A 15,737-nucleotide genomic window follows, 5' to 3' on the forward strand; every position below is an offset into this window, starting at 1 on the left:
CATTTACTAATTTTTATATTAAGCAGATTATCTCATTGCAAACCTGTTATTGTTTTTAACTTAGGAACTCATAACTACATGAACTTACAAATTATTATTTTAGCTGCAGGCCAGGGTAAACGAATGTATTCCAGTACTCCTAAAGTACTTCACCAAATTGCTGGGAAGCCTATGTTGACTCGGGTAGTGGAAACAGCACAGCAACTAAATCCTGATGTAATCCATGTTATATATGGTCATGGTGGTGAACAACTTAAGAACTCACTCCCTGACTTACCTGTGCATTGGGTATATCAGGCAGAACAATTAGGTACAGGTCATGCTGTTATGCAGGCATTACCTTTTATTCCACCACAAACACAAGTTCTTGTTTTATCTGCTGATGTACCGCTTATTCAAGCAAGCACGCTGCGAACTTTAATTGAGTGCAACACTTCAGCAAATTCTTATAAATCCGTTTTGACACTATTGGTTGCTCATCTCGAAGATCCTAGCGGACTTGGGCGTATTATTAGAGACAACCAAGGTGAAGTTTCCATCATTGTAGAAGAAAAAGATGCAAATGAGCAAGAAAAGAATATAAAAGAAATTTATTCAGGTATTTGTTGTGCAATGTCTGATGATTTAGGAAGATGGTTGCCCATGTTGAATAATGATAACGCTCAATCTGAATACTATTTAACAGAAATCATTGCTTTAGCTGTTGCCAGTCAAACCCCAATTCGAACACTGAGTGTAAAAGATAGCGCAGAAATCCAGGGTGTAAATAACCGCCTGCAACTCCAACAATTAGAGCGAATCTGGCAACTAAGACACGCTGAACAATTGTTGCTGCAAGGAGTAACCCTTGCTGATGCACATCGCTTTGATCTCCGTGGTGAGTTAGTCTGTGGCAAAGATGTATACATAGATGTCAATTGTGTGTTCAAAGGTAAAGTGGTTATTGGCGATGGTTGCTCTATTGGACCTAATTGCATCCTTACTGATGTGAGCTTGGGTGCTGGCTGTGAAATTTATGCTAATAGCGTATTGGAAGGTTGTAACATAGCAAATGATTGTGCCATTGGTCCTTTTGCCCGTTTAAGAGCCGGCACTGAATTAGCTGCAAACTGCAAAATAGGTAATTTTGTGGAAACCAAAAAAGCTGTATTTGATGAAGGAGCCAAAGCAAGTCATTTAAGTTATTTGGGGGATGTCAGCCTGGGGAAAAAAGTTAATGTAGGAGCAGGTACGATTACGTGCAATTACGATGGGGTTAACAAACACAAAACCGTTATTGAAGATGGAGTTTTTATTGGTTCAGATACCCAGTTGGTTGCTCCAGTGATAATAGGTGCAAATGCAACGATAGGTGCAGGTAGTACCATCCGGAAGAATGTTCCTCCCGGTGAGTTAACGCTAACTGAATCAAAACAAAAAACAGTCTATGGCTGGAAAAGGCCCTTGAAAAAGGAATGACCTGAAAACTTTTGCTTGGTACGTTCTTTCTGAATCCTCAATGCATCGCTGAACAACTAGTCCATCTCTATCCCACGGCTTGTCCATGGGATAGAGAAGATCTGCCCGGAAAGTTCTTTGTAGCCAGGATGAAACGCAGCGGAATCAGGGTTGTATGTTGGATTTTCCCAGGCACATTTAGCCCATCAGTCATACTGCAGAGTCAACGCTTTATTTTTCTCCATATGAGTACAAAACCATAGAATAAAAGGTAGGAGAATTAGCGTCATTAATAATTTGTAATGCCAAACATTAACTACCAAATCAATAACTTGATCATAAGGATAAATGCCACCGAATAATAAGCTGTAGTCAATTAAGCATAATAAAGAATTCGAACAAAAATTAGCAATCAAGATACGTAATGGACGATGCAAATTCCACTTGCAGCATTTTAAATAGTGGAGCAGCAAGGCATTACTAATAAAGGCAACAAACAACGCTACCGAAGCCGTAGGCAGTCTTTTTAGCATGATGTAATTGTAAAAAGGATTCAAATTAAAGAACGTTGGAGATGGCAAAGCAACGAGTCCTATAAGCAAAACGTCAAATGTAAATTGGGTTGCAATGAGTATCAGGCATAATTTTAGGTTAACTCGATAGCCCCAAAGTTCACCGAGGATTGTGCTAATCATCAGAGTAAAGGGAAAAAATATAGAGCTGGCTGATAAAACCATATATTTATTGATAATAGTTACGATTCTATATTCACAAGCCAGGCAAATAAGCATGATGACGATCGCAACACAAATAAAGTAATGATATAAGGGTAATCCTTCTCTGCCATGTTCTGGATTGAAAAAAGAACTCTGATATTTGAGCAAAAAAGTTAGATAAAACAAACCAATTAGAAGCAGTATGAGTGAGGCAATCATGAAGGAGTCAATAAAAATTTGTTTGAAACTTTGAAGATGAACTCCTGAAAACAAGAGGAAGAAATCGAGTCCAAAAAAACTAATACCGCCTAATACCGCAAGGAGCATACATTGTTTTGGGGAAGGTAACATTTTACTGGACTTAGGATAAAACAAAAGATGCGGTAGGTAGAAACTAAGAGCAAATGAAATGGTAGTTGCAAAGAATTTCCTGGGGAGGTCTTCAAAAATAATTTGATAAACGGGGTTGTCATGCATGTATTCAGCTGCGGGTAAATGTATCAGTACATAAACCCCTATGCAAAAAACATATAAAGTCATTAACGAAATATTTAGCAAATGTCTATGTTCTTTAATCGTACAATTTCTTAATGCTAATAAATATAAACCGGCTATTAATGGAGCGATTAAGCAGTTCACAGAGAATATTAATCCATCGATGAGAACGATTTTAAACGATACATTGATTAATAGGATAAGAGAGGTAATAACACTTACAGTCAGAAGTAAGAAACAGCGAGAGCGCTGGGAAGGCAATGATTGATTCATTTGTTTAGGATTTCCATAACTTTGCCTTGGTTTTTATTGAAATTTGCTTTGTAATAAACTAATTCGCGCGCAAATATAACACCATTGTATTTAATATGGCAAGTAGTTGTGCAATCCAACTTGGCGAACGTTTGTAGCGCGGTGGAACGAAGTGAGAACAGGGGGGCTCTACGCAGACAACGACGTCAGCCTGAGGAGCTTATGACCAAGGATCTCTAATTGGGTATTATCATAATGTCGGACCATCTAGTTGAGATCCCTCACTTCGTTTAGGCTGACGATGTTCGCCCAGACGTAGACATAACTCATAACCCGGGAGCTCTTTGCCAAGAAACGCGGATTCCACATTACTCCATCCTGGCTATACGCTTAAGTTGATGCTATTGAGGGAGCCGTACCTTGTTTTAAAGAAAATAGGCATAAATCAAAATATTAGCGAGAGTAAGAGGAGCCCCTTTTTTTATAAATTCAAGAAAATCAAAACCTCTTATGCCTCGTTTTTCGCAATTTTGAATAATGATGATGTTACTCGCTGCCCCCAAAATTGATAAATTACCCGCAATCGTACTTCCTGCTGCTAAAGCTAATAAACTGGTGTCAGAAACTGGATGTTGCATAAGAAGCGGTAAATATAAAGCGACCATAGGTACATTCGATATAAATTGACTAAGAATGATGCTGATAATCAAAATAACTGGAATCTGGGTAATCGTAAGATGAAAATGATTGATGCTGGTTTGAAAAAATCCACTATCCCAAACACTTTGCATTAATACAAAAGTACTTGCAAAAAAAGCCAAAGAACCCCAGTCCAGGCGGGTGATGAATTTTTTTCGATATGAACTCAGTAAAAGTGGCAAGGATGAGACAATTGCCATATGACTGAAATTTAAGTGGATGGATGATTGTAAGCAATCCAACATGATTTTAACAATTATTAATAACAATAAAATGATTAAGCTCAGTTTGACCAGCATGACGGTATGAGAGTCACTGACAGGAGAAGGAATTGGTTTCTCAATGGGCTCGTCTAAGATAGTTCCATAAAAAAAGCAGATGAATAAATAAGTAACTCCAAGATTTATTAATGTGGGGAGCGCCAGTAGTTTAACAAATTGGAAAAAAGGTGATGGCATCTCACCTTTTACCGCAATTAATAAATTTTGCGGATTGCCAATTGGACTTAGTGTACTGCCGATGGTGATAGAAAATGCCAATGCAAAAAAGCAAGGGTTTGATTAGCTTTTTATGGGATTGGCACAATTGGATGATAATGGGTGTGCCTATGATTGCAATGGTATCATTCATCAACAAGGAAGAACTTAATCCAAGAACAAATAGAATTATGAATAAGGCTTGTTTTCCTGTATGTGCATGATAGAACAATTTATCAGTTAATTGTTCCAGATAGCCACTGTCTTCTGCTGCTTGTGCGATGAGAAGAACGCCAAACAAATAAAGCATCACGTCTGGTTCAATTGCTGCAATGGCGTGCAGGGGGGAGATTTGGTTCAATAATAGTGCAGCAGTAGCGCCCGCAGTTGTAATAAGCCAGATTGGAATAAAGACTGGGGTCATTCGGCGAAAAGCAATTCCCACCAAGGTGATCGAAAGAATCCAAATCGCTACAGGCATTCTTTCGACTCCTCAAGTTGTTAATTGTGTACAACCGCTGCAGAAAGTTCATCTTGGGATGACGAAGGGAGATCCGCTCTTTGTGGTGGCTGATTGCTCATCGGCCTAGATCGCTGTTTGGTAGAAAATAAACTATTTGCGGTTACTCCGGTCAAAGTTTTTGAGGGAATTAATTGCCTGGCCTCAGTCACTGTTGGCGTTCTTGGTGTTTTTAATTCATTTGCTGAAGGTACAACTTGGGTTTTAGGCTCTTCTGGAAGCTCAATAATCCTGTTCGATTCATGTAAGCCTGCACTGCGAGTTCCTTTTGCCAAATTTACCGCATAAGATACATTATTGCGTTCAAGCCATAATTTTAGTGCGGTAACAAAATCCCAAAAATCTTCTTTTTTACTCAAAGATAATAAGAACTCAGACAGTTTTATAGGTAAACCAAAGCGGTAGTTTAATACGACTGGGAGTGTATATTTAACGGTAGACGCGATTGCTGTGGGTGCTGTAGTTAACGATTTAACCGGTTTTGTAGCTTCCACGATTTCTATAATATAGAGTAAATCACTGCGTATATCAGGCCAAAATTCCTTGATCACGGGATCATTGACTGCATTTTTGGGGCCATGAAACATACTGGGTAGGAGATAATTTGTTGTTTTCTTAAAAAATCCAGGTGGCGCAGGTTTAACTTGCTCTAAATCACTTTCAAGTACCTTGGTTAGGAATTTGAAAACGGTTGATAAAGGAATAAAGGGTTTGGCGCCTGGAGGCGGTTTAAAATCAATAGGTATTCGTTGCATCAATCCTGCAAATAGAACATCAACTGCGAATCGCTTGGTACGATCATAAATTACTAAAGGATCAATCGGAATTGTATCTTTTGTTGAACGTACCAAAGGCAAAGTCATATGCGATGCCACATTAATATGTGCTAAGAGTAATAAATGGCGCAATGTCCTGAGGTAAAGATATGGAGGCATACCTACGGTAGACTCAAGTGCATAATCCATCAAAGCCGAGGTTCCTGTATAAGCTAACCCTAATGACAGTATGGATTCAGATTTCATCGCCTTATGTCGCTCACAGCGTTCTGGTGTTGCCATGCGTGTGATGTATTCACCATAAAAAAAGATACCTAATATCCATGCAACTTGCTCTCCATAGGGAACAAATTTACTAATCCCCAGAAGCACAAGATCATTAACAGCCAATACAATAGGTTCGCGTAGTGAACCTTTAAATTTGCGTTTGAAGTTACAATCTTCCTCTTTTTCGCTACAGAGTGTTGGTGGTGCTGGATTGAGTTTTCCTTTATGCTCGTTAAAAGCAGATGAACCTAATGCATCAAGAGCTAAAGTATGGACAACTACTTTTGATGCTTGTCTATAAGTAAATCCCCATACCGCATAATTTATTAAAGTTAAAGTAGGTGCAACCATATAAGATGCCAACATTCCCGTTGGGTCTTCTGGGCGTAAATAATTTTGAATGCTATTATTTGCATAGTGTGCCCCCACCACAGGCAGGACATCATGCACGAGTATATTCCCTCCGCCCTTGACGATTTTCATGACGGGGGGAGTGACCACTGCAGGAATTGCCTCGCGCAAGGCTAAGACTTGTTCGGCTACATAAAATGCAGTATTTGCAGCATAACCTACGGTTTGCTTTATGGCGTTATTCCAAACCCATGTTGCCCCATCACCAACTGACTTGGTTCCATCAACTACTGAAGTCCACCAGTTCATAGTATTGCCCTCCCTGCAACAACGAAATTTTATTGTATGAGTAAAATTTCGGAAATGCCAGTCTTTTTCTCATGAAGTGCAGGAATATTGCATCTTGCTACGATTCTATTAAACCTTTTATCTTACAGAAGACAATGTGGCTTATTTATATTCTTTCAGTTCAACTATCCCGATGTCATCACTAATAAATTGATTGTTGCAGGCTTACCGAAATCTATTTCTTAGGACAAATTCTTATCAGGGTATTCACAAAGATCCTGAATGATGCAGCTTTTACATTGAGGACGTCGTGCGGTACATACATAACGTCCATGCAGAACAAGCCAATGATGAGCGTCCTTTAAAAATTGGGGTTCGATGTTGTTTAGGAGCTTCTTTTCAACCTCTAAAGGTGTTTTGCCTTTGGCAAGACCCGTACGATTAGCTACCCGAAATATGTGGGTGTCTACAGCTACAGTGGACTCACCAAATGCTGTATTAAGGATCACATTAGCCGTTTTGCGACCTACTCCAGGCAAAGACTCCAATTCCTCACGTTTATTGGGGACTTCACCATCATAATGTTTGATCAGTAGGTCACAGGTTTTCATAATATTTTGTGCTTTGCTGTTATAAAGGCCTATAGATTTTATATGCTCTTTAAGCTTATCCAGTCCTAAGTCAAGAATGCCTTGGGGGGTGTTTGCTACTGGAAATAATTTGGCTGTTGCCTTATTCACTCCAACATCGGTTGCTTGTGCTGAGAGAATGACAGCAATTAATAATTCAAAAGGAGAGTGATAAGCCAACTCCGTAGTTGGATGTGGATTTTGTTCATGAAAACGCACAAAAATTTCATGGCGTTGTTGTTTATTCATGGTTCCTTTTCGCTTTCACACGTGCCAGCGCTTGTTGAATATAGTCCTGCTTGGCTTGCATGTCTTGGGTTTTATCCGCTTTTAATGCAAGCTGTCGCTTTTCTCGATATGCTTGCTGCTGTTTATGTTCTTCACGTAACAAACGTGTTTGTTTGGCATTATAACGTTTACGTGCCAAGTCCTTATCGTAGTTTACATTAGGTAAATTAACCATCTCAATACAATCTACGGGACATGGGGCTACACATAATCCACAGCCTGTACATTCATGGTTGATTACCGCATGCATTAATTTGCCACTGCCAATAATTGCATCGACCGGACATGCTTTGATGCATTTAGTACAACCGATACATTCTGCTTCACGAATGACCGCAACCGATGGCGCCCGGGTATTTGTAACCGCTTCTTCCAAATAAGGAGTAGGATCAACATTCAGCAAAGCACCGAGTGCTTTGACTGTGTCAACTCCACCAGGAGGGCATTTATTAATGGTATCTGTCCCTTGAGCCAGGGCTTCGGCATAGGGCAAGCAGCCAGGATAATCGCACTCGCCACATTGGGTTTGTGGCAAAAGTGCGTCAATTTCTTTAACTGAGGCCATTGTTCACCTGTTTGGATTGCTCCAGCATGGCTTGTATTTTATCTCTTTCAACACGAACCATTAAGGGTTTGAAGGGGTTGAGGCAATGATCTAATAAAGGATTATCAATTGATTCCCAAGTCAGGGGGGCACAATTTAAAAACTCTTCCGCGGCTTCTGCCATTAAGGGCAATACGGGTTTTAAGTAGGTGATTAAGATCCGGAATAAATTAATCCCCATGGTGCAGATGGCTTGGACTTCAGGTAACCGTTCTTCTTCCTTTGCCAATACCCAGGGTTTATGGGTATCGATGTATTGATTCACTTTATCGGCACAATCCATAATGTGGCGAATAGCACGTGCATAATCGCGAGCAATAAAGGATTCAATGACTTCGGTGCGCAGTTCAAGCAGTTCTGCATACAATTGTGGATCACTTAAGCTGCTACTTAATTGATTCGCAAAGCGTTTATTGATAAAACCGGCGCAACGACTGGCAATATTGACTACTTTGCCGACAAGATCTGCATTGATTCTATTGATGAAATCCTCAAAGTTTAAATCGAGATCATCAACACGACCATTCAGTTTGGCTGCAAAGTAATACCGTAGGTATTCCGGATGCAAATGCTCCAGATAGGTACGTGCTTCAAGAAAAGTTCCGCGCGATTTTGACATTTTTTGGCCATCAACAGTCAAAAAGCCATGGGTATAGACTGCTGTAGGCATGCGATGGCCACTGGCAGCAAGCATGGCCGGCCAAAATAGAGCATGAAAATAAACGATGTCTTTGCCAACGAAATGATACAACTCGGTGGTAGAGTCCTTTTCCCAAAATTCCGCAAAAGAGGCTCCATGCTCATCACAGTATTTTTTAAAACTGGCCATGTACCCAATGGGCGCATCAAGCCAGACATAAAAATACTTATCGGTGGTTCCAGGAATTGGAAATCCGAAATAGGGTGCATCACGTGAAATATCCCATTGCTTTAAACCGGCAGCAAACCATTCATCTAGTTTGTTGGCTACTTCAGCTTGCAGATGGCCGCTTCGAGTCCATTCCTTTAATAGATGTTCATAACGAGGTAAGTCAAAGAAGTAATGCTCCGAATCTTTTTCTATGGGTTTGGCTCCAGAAATAGCAGATACCGCATCGAGTAGATCCGTTGGCGAGTAGGTTGCGCCACAAACTTCGCAGTTATCGCCATATTGATCTTTGGCACCGCATTTGGGGCATGTTCCCTTAACATAGCGATCGGGTAAAAACATTTGTTTTACCGGATCATAAGCCTGACGTATGGTGCGTTTAATAATCGAACCGTTTTCCTGTAAGGCTTCATAAATCGCCGCAGCCAGAGCCTGGTTTTCTGGGGAGTGGGTAGTATGATAACAATCATAAGCAATCGCAAAAGCCTTGAAGTCACGTTCATGGCTTAGCTTAATTTGCGCAGTTAACGCTTCTGGAGTAATCCCCATTTGTTCTGCTTTCAACATAATCGGGGTGCCATGTGCATCATCACCACAGATACTGATGCAATTGACCCCAGACATCTTATGAGTGCGCACCCAAATATCTGTTTGAATATGCTCTACTAAATGTCCAAGATGTAAATGTCCATTTGCATAAGGCAAGGCGCTGGTAACCAGCATTTTACGTTGTTTTGCCATCAATTAGATACCTGCTTATCTGAAAATGACTGATTATAACGCATATGAATAATAAATGCTGTAGGTATGCGAGTTTTGAGTGATGGAGTCTAGGGAATGATAATTAGTTTAGGGAACTATTTCTAAATTTTAGGGTGGGTTGGATTTCTTTATCTGCCTTATAAAGAAATTCATTAACATGAGAAATGAAAAACGCGGCCTGGGCCGCGTCTTAAATTTTTACTTTACTCAAGCAGAGTTTAATTACTGCTGCCAAGTTTAACAGATTTATCTAGAACCACAGTCTCTTCTTCAGCGCTTCTTCTTCTCTCAACTACAGTAGTTTGGAACGGAGAAGCATGATGATCTACATCGAAATGATGAATTGTAGCTGTATCACGTTCTTGAGATCCTTTAGAACGTAAGTCTTTACGAGCATAAAGGTTTCCTTGGGTCTGTTCCGCGTCGAAATCAAACTCTACTTCGCTAGATGAAGTATGATCGTGTGTAACACCGCGATCTTCTGTAGTCTTGAGGTCTTTTTGCTCTTCTTCTTTTTCTTCATCGTCATCTTCAAAAGCGGGATTTCCTTCAGGAGCTTTGCTTTTAAGACCTTTGCAGCAATCAGCCAACCATTTAACGAAATTACCAAAACCAGCACCTACGTAGGTAACAGCAGAAACAGCAGCAGCAGCTAATACAGATGCAAGACCGATTTGTGCAAGAGCATTAGCGCCAGCGATACCTGCAATAGAAACACCGTAGATTGAGAACGAAGCAACTGCAGTTAAAGCAGCAGGCCACAAGAATAAGGTCAATGCAACAGCACCAGCGGTAACTAAAGAAAGCCATGCAGCAGTAGCAATTGCCTTTTTATGTTCAGACAAGAAATCAGCGATTGAACGGCCAACAAACTTAATGCCATCAACTGCCAAACCTAATAAACCAGGATTTACTTTGTCTTCTACAAACTCAACTTTACCGCTCTGCTCGTTAACGTGCTCAACTTTTTCTGTAGAGCCCAATACTAATTTAACCAGACCAGTAAAAGCATTAGCTGGTAAATAACCAACGCCCTGAATAAATTCTTTAAATGTCATATGTTACTCCAAGGTTATAAATCAGGGCGAATAATAGCAATGATTTTGCAATATGTGAATCAAAAATGCTCAGATTGTTGTAACAAAAGTGTAAAGTAATTTGCTTTTTTTGTGTTAACAGTATAATAAATGAACATGTTTATTATTAATAAATCCTTAAGGTTAAATATTGTTCAGTTGGGTATTTAATCTTCGAAAACCTGCCAAACGAATCGATTTCCCTTAATTGCAATGGTTATTTAGGCTCGGAAGAGCGATACAGCGTAGGATCATCAACCCCTGCTCCAATAAAGCCGCGTCGTCTAAACGTACAACTATCGCATTGGCCGCATGCTTCGCCAGCATCATTGGCCTGATAGCACGAAATGGTTAAGCTGTAGTCTACACCCAGACCTACTCCAAGCTGAATGGTTTGTACCTTGCTTAAATGTTGTAATGGCGCATGAATCGTAAATCGCTCACCTGTTACTCCTGCTTTGGTAGCTAAATTGGCTAAAGTTTGAAATGCCTCAATAAATTCCGGGCGGCAATCTGGATAATGGGAATAGTCAACAGAACTTGCTCCAATAAAGATATCTCTCGCCCCAATTGATTCTGCAAAACCCAAGGCCATGGCCAGGAAAATGGTATTACGCGCAGGGACATAGGTAACTGGAATATCAGCGCCACCCTGAAAAGCCGGTACTTCCAAAGTAGAATCGGTCAAAGCTGAATTACGGAATAATTCTGTATCTAAGGTGACAATCTGATGTTTTACTACATTAAAATGTTGCGCGATACGTTGGGCGGCGAGCAATTCAGCAGAGTGTCTTTGCCCGTAAGAAAAACTCATCGCATAACAGGAAAAACCTTTTGATGCAGCTAAAGCCAGGCAAGTTGTTGAATCTAACCCGCCAGATAATAGAACTACTGCATTTTTTTTCATAATAGATATGTCTCCATAGAATTACTTATTTTATGTGGAAGATTGAAGTGTTCCAAGTTTGATTGAAAAGTTACCTTTTTTTAGCTTAAAAATGCTGTTAGAATGCACTGATTATGCCATAACATGGAACTTTATGACGACTACTCTTTATCCCGTTATTCTTGCAGGAGGTTCTGGAACTCGTTTATGGCCTTTATCTCGTAAAAATTATCCAAAACAATTTCTGGCCTTAAACGGTGAGTTATCCCTTCTGCAACAAACTGTAAAAAGGGCACAGAGCTTAATAAGTACTCATTCCCTTATTGTAAGTAATGATGCTCATTATTTTCTTTGCCAGGATCAATTAAATCATTTTACACAGTCAATGACTTATTTGCTGGAGCCTTGTGCACGAAATACTGCCCCGGCAATTGCCTGTGCTGCTCATTATTTATCCCAAATCGCTGGCCCTGATGCGATAATGTTGGTACTTCCTTCAGATCACTGGATCGCTGATGATCAAGCATGGCAAGAAGCGATGTTAACAGGAGCACAGTTTGCTGCAGAACACCACGCGTTGGTTACTTTTGGTATTCAGCCAGATAGTCCTAAAACGGGTTATGGCTATATTGAGGCAGGGTTGCCGATCGCGGATAAGGTACAAAAAGTTTTAAGTTTCAGAGAAAAACCGGAACTTGAGCTGGCAAAAGAATTTATTGCCGATGGAAATTATTTTTGGAATAGCGGCATGTTTGTTTGTCGTGCGGATGTATATCTAGAGGAGTTAGCAGAATACCACCCCGATATTCATTATTTTAGTCAACAAGCCGTATTAAAAGCAAAGAATCATCATGATTTTTTACGTCTCGATTTAGAATCGTTTTCTCGTTGCGAGGCGGAATCCATTGATTATGCGATTATGGAAAAAACGAATAAAGCAGCTGTTATTCCTGTGTCCATGCAATGGAGTGATTTGGGGTGTTGGTCTGCGGTGGCAGATGCTAATACAGCCGATCAAGATGGAAATACTGTTACTGGTAAAGTGATTGCACAAAAGAGCACGAATTGCCTGATTCATAGTACAGATATTCTCGTCACTGCTATTGGCGTGCAAGATCAAATTATTGTTGCTACGCAAGATGCTGTTTTGGTCGCTGATAAGCAATATTCACAGCAAGTTAAAGATTTAGTAACTTCTTTAAGTAAAGATCACCATCAATTAACTCAAGATCACCAGCGTGTATCTCGTCCTTGGGGATATTATGAAATTTTGGCTGAAGGCGCTTCTTTTAAAGTAAAACGACTGATGGTAAAACCTGGCGCTCGTTTATCTTTGCAAATGCATCAGCATCGTGCGGAACATTGGGTTGTTGTTTCCGGAAAAGCAGAAGTAATCAATGACTCGCAAACGATTTATTTATCAGTAAATCAATCGACTTATATAGCGCAAAATACGCTTCATCGTTTAAGTAATCCGGGTAATGAACCACTGTATGTTATTGAGGTCCAAAGTGGTGCATATTTGGGGGAGGATGATATTAAACGTTTTGATGACATCTATGCGCGCGATCTCTCCGAATAATTGTTGTCCTAAAAAATAATAACTTGGGTGATGCAAAGCGTTACCCGGGTTTTTCCAGTACAATTGTCCAGCTTAGGCCTTACGGCGCCTAAGATTACCCTAAGCGTTTAATTTTTTACTAAAATTCATCCTTTTTATGAAAATTTTGGTTTCAATAGTGTAAATCAATCAATGCACATCTTGTTTTTAAAATCAATATTATGTTATAAAAAAGAACATATAATTTTTTTTTACTGTGATCCAATGAATTAGTCGCCAAAATTCATGAACACAGAGGTGACACTATGGCAACGAGTAGCGCAATTCTTCAATCATTTCTCCGAGATGCACTAAAAGAAAAAAAGGAACTTGCTGATTTGAGCTTCGAAGAGTTGCTGAATTACAATCGAGCCGAATGCGGTCTCATTGAGATTAATTCTCTACCAAAAAAATTTTCTGACATTGCTCTGTTAACAGGAAGTAATAATGCAATTTTTTTGTATGAAGGCACGCTTTATTATGCAGAAAAAAATACAAATCAAAAAGATGAAATTCGTAAGCTGGAAAAACCCACGAAACCTAAGAAACCTGTAGCGACTAAGGATCTCAAAGCTAAGAAAGAGATAGGGGATCCTGAGTACAATGAGTACATCAAGGAACTTATTCAGTATAGAAAAAAATACACACAATACATTATATATAAAAGCAAATATGATGGCCTCAAACAATCATGTTCTCAAACCTATAAGCGGGCAAGCGGAGAAGAGCTGGAATGGATTCGGTCTCTAACAGGTCGCGCGTATACCGAACATCGTAGTGATGATTTTCTTCCTTCATTAAATTTTTATTTAGGCCTATTAGCTAAAACTGATGCCGTTATGTTCAGATATATGGACGAGGATAAAAAGAAAGCGTTAGCATTTAATCTAAAAATTACGCTGTTGCTTTTGTTGGCACAACAAAATCATGAAATAGAGTATCAAAAAACTGAAAACGTAAAAGCATATAATCAACATATTAAAAGATGCTCCGATTTTCTTAATCTACTTGATTCGGAATATAATAAACGAGTTAACCAATTTTTATTCCAGGCAAAACTAGCGTCATCCGATGCGCAACCGATAAAATATCTGGGTATTCCTGTGGGGCAATTATTAGGACAAGGCATTGCTGATTTATCCGGCGGTACCACCAAGACAATTAAAGAGTACATGGGGAAATTGAATGAGAAGAGATTGTCTTGGGTATGGGATTCATCTTTACTAAAAACGGTAATTGGTTTGGTTCCAGAAGATCGTTTTTATGCAGGACAAGCGGCTGAAGCGATAAAAGCGCCGGATCCTTATACGGGTACCCTAAGCTGGGCTTTATATTATGCTCGTTTTGGACTGAATTTGTATTTATTACTTAAGCATACCATTAAGCATCCCTGGATGAGTGATGAGGAAGCAAAAACACCTTGGCAAGAGCGATTTCAAACCCAATGGTCACAAAGGAAATTTACCTTATTGAATGATTCCATTTGGGGAACCGCTAACTTAGTTTGCTTTTTCTGGCTTACTGGAAAAGGTGCATTGGGTGCTGCGGGAGATGTGGTTACTATTGTGCTTTTAGCTTTTGATATTGCTATGGCTGTATGGGACTTTGAGGAACAAAGAATAAAGCATAATAAGGCAATGAAGCAATATGATGAGGATATAGAGCAATTAGTAAAACGACTCGCGGCATTGCAAGCAATAGAAAAACAACAGCTGAGTGAAGATGAGAAATATGAAATCCGCCAAGTAGAAATACAACTACGGACATTGCGCCAAGAAAGATCGCGATGCGAAAGAGATTGGCAACTTGATAAGATATCCTTAATCAATAATATTGCCTATGCTGTTGGTTTGATGCTGGCTTTTGTTATTTTAACCATGCCATTCATGCCTATAGGGGCCCCAGTTTTGGCGACTATGGTTATTGTTGGTGCAGTATTGTGTTTTGCATTTACCGTTATTAACAATGCAATCAAAGGGGGCATCGAGCTGTATAAAACTTACAAAACAAGGCAAGAGCAAATAGATCAAGAGAAAGCTTTAACTAAAGATTTAAAAGAAAGATTTAATACGCTTAGCGAGGATGAAAAGCGACTTAGTTTCCTGGAAATTAAACAATGCCAAGCAGAATCAGAATATCAAAAGCAGATGATGCGTTATCAGTCAGCGAGTTTGGTGCGCAGTATTATGATTGATGCCTTAGTTCCTGCAGTTGTGTTTGCAAGTTTAGTATTCGTACCGTTGGGGATCGGTGTGCCTATGATTATTGCTGCAGTGGCACTGGCAATTGCAACTCATTGTTTGGTGGAGGCACTATTTAAACCAGAGGAAAAAGAGACCTCACAGATATACGAACTCGCTTTAATGTCCGAATTACCAGATAATGATTCCAAATTGGCACTAGCTGGTAAAATCTATCTATCTGACAATGGTGACTATATTGTTCGCGACCAAAATGGAACAGTGCGGAGGGGTAGACTTGACGCTACAATTGATTTAAGCAATTTAGCCGATAGACTTAATGATCTTGCACTTAAAAACAGCATTCTGGACTGCACATCAAAAACAGGTCACACCTCATTGGAGTTTAATGAGGAAGAATATAAAACGTTTTGTAACAATCTCTTTGAGAAACCTAAAGTGCCCAAGGGTTTTTTTGGTGTGAAGAAGGGGGATGCGGGAGAAGAAACAGAGTCTTTGTTGCGCAATGGAGCGGGTTCTTCAAATGTTTGCGTCTGGGAATGATTC

The 15,737-nt window shown here is 39.7% G+C and carries 12 protein-coding genes; 3 read left to right on the forward strand and 9 right to left on the reverse strand.

Features of this window, described 5'->3' with window-relative positions; genetic code table 11:
- Positions 1-78 precede the first annotated feature (78 nt).
- Positions 79-1,458 (forward strand): bifunctional UDP-N-acetylglucosamine diphosphorylase/glucosamine-1-phosphate N-acetyltransferase GlmU, encoded by a 1,380-nt coding sequence (gene glmU / locus DGG96_RS05430; protein WP_110141945.1) that lies wholly within the window; start codon positions 79-81, stop codon positions 1,456-1,458.
- Positions 1,459-1,643: 185 nt separating this feature from the next.
- Here the strand turns inward: glmU and DGG96_RS05435 are convergent, their stop codons facing one another.
- The 9 genes from DGG96_RS05435 to queC all read right to left on the reverse strand — a co-directional run bounded on the left by DGG96_RS05435 (position 1,644) and on the right by queC (position 11,411).
- Complete coding sequence (locus tag DGG96_RS05435; protein ID WP_110141946.1) at positions 1,644-2,921, reverse strand: VUT family protein; 1,278 nt, start codon at positions 2,919-2,921, stop codon at positions 1,644-1,646.
- A gap of 404 nt (positions 2,922-3,325) precedes the next feature.
- Positions 3,326-4,138, reverse strand: coding sequence for an SLC13 family permease (locus DGG96_RS05440; protein ID WP_233590519.1), 813 nt, complete (start codon positions 4,136-4,138; stop codon positions 3,326-3,328).
- Positions 4,059-4,556: an SLC13 family permease gene (locus DGG96_RS21160; RefSeq protein WP_233590520.1), complete on the reverse strand. Its 498-nt coding sequence runs from the start codon at positions 4,554-4,556 to the stop codon at positions 4,059-4,061. The genes DGG96_RS05440 and DGG96_RS21160 overlap by 80 nt, the downstream gene beginning before the upstream one ends.
- A 20-nt stretch (positions 4,557-4,576) precedes the next feature.
- The gene (locus tag DGG96_RS05445) at positions 4,577-6,298 is read right to left on the reverse strand and encodes a hypothetical protein (RefSeq protein ID WP_110141947.1); all 1,722 of its coding nucleotides are present in this window, start codon (positions 6,296-6,298) and stop codon (positions 4,577-4,579) included.
- Positions 6,299-6,519: 221 nt separating this feature from the next.
- Entirely contained in the window at positions 6,520-7,155 is a 636-nt protein-coding gene (gene nth / locus DGG96_RS05450) for an endonuclease III (protein WP_110141948.1), read from the reverse strand.
- On the reverse strand, positions 7,148-7,759 hold the full coding sequence (locus DGG96_RS05455; protein WP_110141949.1) for an RnfABCDGE type electron transport complex subunit B: 612 nt from the start codon (positions 7,757-7,759) through the stop codon (positions 7,148-7,150). Before DGG96_RS05455 ends, nth begins: the two co-directional genes overlap by 8 nt.
- Positions 7,746-9,407: a methionine--tRNA ligase gene (gene metG, locus DGG96_RS05460; RefSeq protein ID WP_110141950.1), complete on the reverse strand. Its 1,662-nt coding sequence runs from the start codon at positions 9,405-9,407 to the stop codon at positions 7,746-7,748. The genes DGG96_RS05455 and metG overlap by 14 nt, the downstream gene beginning before the upstream one ends.
- A gap of 239 nt (positions 9,408-9,646) precedes the next feature.
- Entirely contained in the window at positions 9,647-10,486 is an 840-nt protein-coding gene (locus DGG96_RS05465; RefSeq protein WP_110141951.1) for a hypothetical protein, read from the reverse strand.
- Between the two features lie 235 nt (positions 10,487-10,721).
- Complete coding sequence (gene queC, locus DGG96_RS05470; RefSeq protein ID WP_110141952.1) at positions 10,722-11,411, reverse strand: 7-cyano-7-deazaguanine synthase QueC; 690 nt, start codon at positions 11,409-11,411, stop codon at positions 10,722-10,724.
- A gap of 133 nt (positions 11,412-11,544) precedes the next feature.
- Between queC and DGG96_RS05475 the strand changes: the two genes are divergently transcribed.
- Together DGG96_RS05475 and DGG96_RS05480 are read left to right on the forward strand one after the other, a co-directional pair.
- Positions 11,545-12,972: a mannose-1-phosphate guanylyltransferase/mannose-6-phosphate isomerase gene (locus DGG96_RS05475; protein WP_110141953.1), complete on the forward strand. Its 1,428-nt coding sequence runs from the start codon at positions 11,545-11,547 to the stop codon at positions 12,970-12,972.
- 284 nt (positions 12,973-13,256) lie between these two features.
- Entirely contained in the window at positions 13,257-15,734 is a 2,478-nt protein-coding gene (locus DGG96_RS05480) for a hypothetical protein (RefSeq protein WP_110141954.1), read from the forward strand.
- The last annotated feature ends 3 nt before the right edge of the window (positions 15,735-15,737 follow it).

The sequence above is a fragment of the Legionella qingyii genome, from assembly GCF_003184185.1.

Bases quoted from the DNA above. Each gene is read 5' to 3' on its own strand.
- queC (WP_110141952.1), bottom strand. From the start codon at position 11,411: ATGAAAAAAAATGCAGTAGTTCTATTATCTGGCGGGTTAGATTCAACA.
- DGG96_RS21160 (WP_233590520.1), bottom strand. From the start codon at position 4,556: ATGCCTGTAGCGATTTGGATTCTTTCGATCACCTTGGTGGGAATTGCT.
- metG (WP_110141950.1), bottom strand. From the start codon at position 9,407: ATGGCAAAACAACGTAAAATGCTGGTTACCAGCGCCTTGCCTTATGCA.
- DGG96_RS05455 (WP_110141949.1), bottom strand. From the start codon at position 7,759: ATGGCCTCAGTTAAAGAAATTGACGCACTTTTGCCACAAACCCAATGT.
- DGG96_RS05435 (WP_110141946.1), bottom strand. From the start codon at position 2,921: ATGAATCAATCATTGCCTTCCCAGCGCTCTCGCTGTTTCTTACTTCTG.
- nth (WP_110141948.1), bottom strand. From the start codon at position 7,155: ATGAATAAACAACAACGCCATGAAATTTTTGTGCGTTTTCATGAACAA.
- DGG96_RS05475 (WP_110141953.1), top strand. From the start codon at position 11,545: ATGACGACTACTCTTTATCCCGTTATTCTTGCAGGAGGTTCTGGAACT.
- DGG96_RS05480 (WP_110141954.1), top strand. From the start codon at position 13,257: ATGGCAACGAGTAGCGCAATTCTTCAATCATTTCTCCGAGATGCACTA.
- DGG96_RS05445 (WP_110141947.1), bottom strand. From the start codon at position 6,298: ATGAACTGGTGGACTTCAGTAGTTGATGGAACCAAGTCAGTTGGTGAT.
- glmU (WP_110141945.1), top strand. From the start codon at position 79: ATGAACTTACAAATTATTATTTTAGCTGCAGGCCAGGGTAAACGAATG.
- DGG96_RS05465 (WP_110141951.1), bottom strand. From the start codon at position 10,486: ATGACATTTAAAGAATTTATTCAGGGCGTTGGTTATTTACCAGCTAAT.